3 protein-coding genes and 1 pseudogene are annotated in these 3677 nt (G+C 72.9%); all 4 read left to right on the top strand.

Features of this window, described 5'->3' with window-relative positions; translation table 11 throughout:
• A pseudogene (locus tag PV350_RS45505) lies at positions 1 to 152 on the top strand (flavodoxin-dependent (E)-4-hydroxy-3-methylbut-2-enyl-diphosphate synthase); the annotation flags it as partial.
• A gap of 132 nt (positions 153 to 284) precedes the next feature.
• Positions 285 to 1130: a GNAT family N-acetyltransferase gene (locus PV350_RS45510; RefSeq protein WP_499514304.1), complete on the top strand. Its 846-nt coding sequence runs from the start codon at positions 285 to 287 to the stop codon at positions 1128 to 1130.
• A gap of 14 nt (positions 1131 to 1144) precedes the next feature.
• Complete coding sequence (locus PV350_RS45515; RefSeq protein WP_499514305.1) at positions 1145 to 1678, top strand: GNAT family N-acetyltransferase; 534 nt, start codon at positions 1145 to 1147, stop codon at positions 1676 to 1678.
• Positions 1679 to 1748: 70 nt separating this feature from the next.
• Positions 1749 to 3437 (top strand): proline--tRNA ligase, encoded by a 1689-nt coding sequence (locus tag PV350_RS45520; protein ID WP_499514306.1) that lies wholly within the window; start codon positions 1749 to 1751, stop codon positions 3435 to 3437.
• Positions 3438 to 3677 lie beyond the last annotated feature (240 nt).

Here is a 3677-nt window from a genome sequence, read left to right on the forward strand (position 1 = left end):
GCAAGGGGCAGATCTTCGTCAAGGGCGAGGTCATCAAGACCGTGCCGGAGTCGAAGATCGTGGAGACCCTCATCGAAGAGGCCATGAAGCTCGCCGAGCAGATGGAGGCCGACGGCATCGCCTCCGGCGAGCCCTCCGTCTCCGTCAGCTGACCCACCATCCCCTCCCGCGTCCCGGGCCCCCGCGGTCCGGGATACGGGCGGGCACGGGCGGAACACACGTTCCCGAGGTAAGGTTCGGGGACTTCCCCCGACCGCTGCGGCCCGTACGGTGAGGCGCCCCACGTGTTGACGACCACGACGACCAAGGTCATGGAGCCAGGCGAACTCGACGCCGCCCTCGCGGTGCTCGACCGTGATCCGGTGTCCAACGCGTTCGTCGCCTCCCGGGTCGCCGTCGCCGGACTCGACCCCTGGCGCCTCGGCGGCGAGATGTGGGGCTGGTACTCCGGAGGCCGCGTCGAAGCGCTCTGCTACGCCGGCGCCAACCTCGTCCCGATCTGCGCCGGCCCCGAGGCCGTGCGCGCCTTCGCCGAGCGGGCGCTGCGCGCCGGACGCCGCTGCTCCTCCATCGTCGGCCCCACCGCGCCCACCTCCGCGCTGTGGTCGCTGCTCGAACCCAGCTGGGGCCCGGCCCGCGAGGTCCGCTCCCACCAGCCGCTGATGGTCACCCGCGCACTGCCCGCGCAGGTCGAGCCCGACCCGTACGTGCGGCGGGTCCGGCGCGACGAGATGGACGTGATCATGCCGGCCTGCGTCGCCATGTTCACCGAGGAGGTCGGCGTCTCCCCGCTCGCAGGCGACGGCGGACTGCTCTACCAGGCCCGCGTCGCCGAACTCGTCGGCGCAGGCCGCGCGTTCGCCCGCATCGAGGACGGCAGGGTTGTCTTCAAGGCGGAGATCGGCGCCGTCACCCGGCACGCCTGCCAGATCCAGGGCGTCTGGGTCGCCCCCGAGTACCGCGGCCGCCGCCTGTCCGAGACCGGCATGGCCGCCGTCCTGCACTACGCGCTGCGCGACGTGGCCCCCGTGGCCAGTCTCTACGTCAATGACTTCAACGCGCCCGCCCGGGCCGCGTACCGCCGGGTGGGCTTCACCGAGGTCGGCGCCTTCATGAGCGTCCTGTTCTAGTAGTGTCGCCGCCCATGGAGGACGTGGCGGTCGAACCGATCGACCTGGCGGCACGGGTGGACGAGGCACTGGCCGTCCAGGCGGTCGCCTTCGGGCTGGGCGCGGAGGAGGTCGCCATCCGCCGGCAGATCGTGCTGCGGCACCTGTGCTTCCCCGGTGTCCGCGCGCTCGGCGCGCTCACCCCCGACGGACGGCTCGCCGGCTTCGTGTACGGCATGCCCAACAGCCGGATCCACTGGTGGTCCACGGTCGTCGAGCCCTACCTGCGGCGCACCGGCACCGACGAGTGGCTCGACGACTCCTTCACCATCACCGAGCTGCACGTCCACCCCGGCTTCCAGGGCCGCGGCATCGGGCGCGCCCTCATCACCACCATCACCGACGGCGCCGACGAGCCCCGCAGCATCCTGTCCGCCATCGACACCGAGAGCCGGGCCCGGCGGCTCTACCGCGCCCTCGGCTACACCGATCTGGCCCGGCCCGTGCACTTCCCCAGCGCGGCCAGCCCGTACGCCGTCATGGGCGCCCGCCTGCCCCTCGTGCGATAACGCGTTTCCGGGAGCGCGCCACGGCTCGATATCCTCGGCACAACGGTACGAAACCCCCTGGAGAGCCCCCATGGTCCTGCGCATGTCCCGGCTGATGCTCAAGACGCTGCGCGACGACCCGGCCGACGCCGAGACCGCGAGCCACAAGCTCCTGGTCCGGGCCGGATACGTCCGCCGCTCATCGGCGGGGGTGTGGACCTGGCTGCCGCTCGGCAAGCGGGTGCTGGAGAACGTCGCACGCGTCGTCCGCGAGGAGATGGACGCCATCGGCGGCCAGGAGGTCCTGCTGCCCGCGCTCCTCCCGCGGGAGAACTACGAGCTCACCGGGCGCGCCGGCGAGTACGGCGACCTGCTCTTCCAGCTCCGCGACCGCAAGGGCGCGCAGTACGTGCTCGGTCCCACGCACGAGGAGATCTTCACCCAGGTCGTCAAGGACCAGTGCGCGTCCTACAAGGACCTGCCGGTGATCCTCTACCAGATCCAGACCAAGTACCGCGACGAGGCCCGGCCCCGGTCCGGCGTGCTGCGCGGCCGCGAGTTCCAGATGAAGGACTCCTACTCCTTCGACACCACCGACGAGGGCCTGGCCGAGGCCTACCGGCTGCACCGCGAGGCCTACATCAAGATCTTCTCGCGGCTCGGCTTCGACTTCCGCATCGTCTCGGCCGTCTCCGGCGCGATGGGGGGCTCGGCCTCCGAGGAGTTCCTCGCCCCCGCCGCGGCCGGTGAGGACACCTTCGTGGACTGCCCCGCGTGCGACTACGCGGCCAACACCGAGGCCGTCACCACCGTGGTGCCCCCGGTCGAGGGCGCGGACCACCCGGCCCTCGAGGAGGTGGACACCCCCGACACCCCCACCATCGAGACCCTCGCGGCGCACCTGGGGGTGCCGGCCTCGGCGACCCTGAAGAACCTGCTGGTCAAGGTCGACGGCGAGATCGTCGCCGTCGGCGTCCCCGGCGACCGCGAGGTCGACCTCGGCAAGCTCGCCGAGCACCTCGCCCCCGCCGAGGTCGAACTCGTCACCGCCGAGGACTTCACCGGCCGCCCCGACCTCGTCCGCGGCTACGTCGGCCCGCAGGGCCTCACCGGCGTCCGCTACCTCGCCGACCCCCGCGTCGCCCCCGGCACCGCCTGGGTCACCGGCGCCAACAAGCCCGACACGCACGCCCGCAACGTCGTCTGCGGCCGCGACTTCGAGGTCGACGAGTACCTCGACGTCGTCACCGTCGAGCCCGGCGACCCCTGCCCGCGCTGCGGCGCCGGCCTCAAGCTGGACCGGGCCATCGAGATCGGCCACATCTTCCAGCTCGGCCGCAAGTACGCCGACGCCTTCGAGCTCGACGTCCTCGGCCAGAACGGCAAGCCGGTCCGGGTCACCATGGGCTCCTACGGCATCGGCGTCTCCCGCGCCGTCGCTGCGCTCGCCGAGCAGACCGCCGACGGGCAGGGCCTGTGCTGGCCGCGCGAGGTCGCCCCGGCGGACGTCCACGTCGTGGCGGCGGGCAAGGCGCTCCAGACGGAACTGGCCCTCGAGGTCGCGGAGAAGCTGCACGCGGCCGGGGTCAGGGTCATCGTCGACGACCGCGCGGGCGTCTCGCCGGGCGTGAAGTTCACCGACGCGGAGCTGCTCGGGGTGCCGACGATCCTCGTCGTGGGGCGCGGCGCGGGGGACGGGGTCGTCGAGGTCAAGGACCGCCGCACCGGGGAGCGCGAGGAGTTGTCGGTGGCGGACGCGGTCTCCCGCGTATCCGCGTAGCGGATACGCGGGGGTGCCCCGTGCGGCCCGTTGCTGTGTGCGGCTCCGTTGCGCCTGCGGCGGGCATCCCCCGCCCGCCCGCCCGATTGCCCGGCGCGGTCAGTGCGGGTCTCGCACCGTGTGCCTGGGTCGGTGCCGCGCCGGCGCACTCCCCCAGCCTTCGGCCGGGGGGACCCCCACAGCGCTCGCGGTTTGGCCCTGCGTCGTTCGGCGCCCGGGTCCGCCGCTCGTCTCCCCCAG

This window comes from Streptomyces sp. PA03-6a, assembly GCF_033792765.1.
Classification (GTDB): Bacteria; Actinomycetota; Actinomycetes; order Streptomycetales; family Streptomycetaceae; genus Actinacidiphila.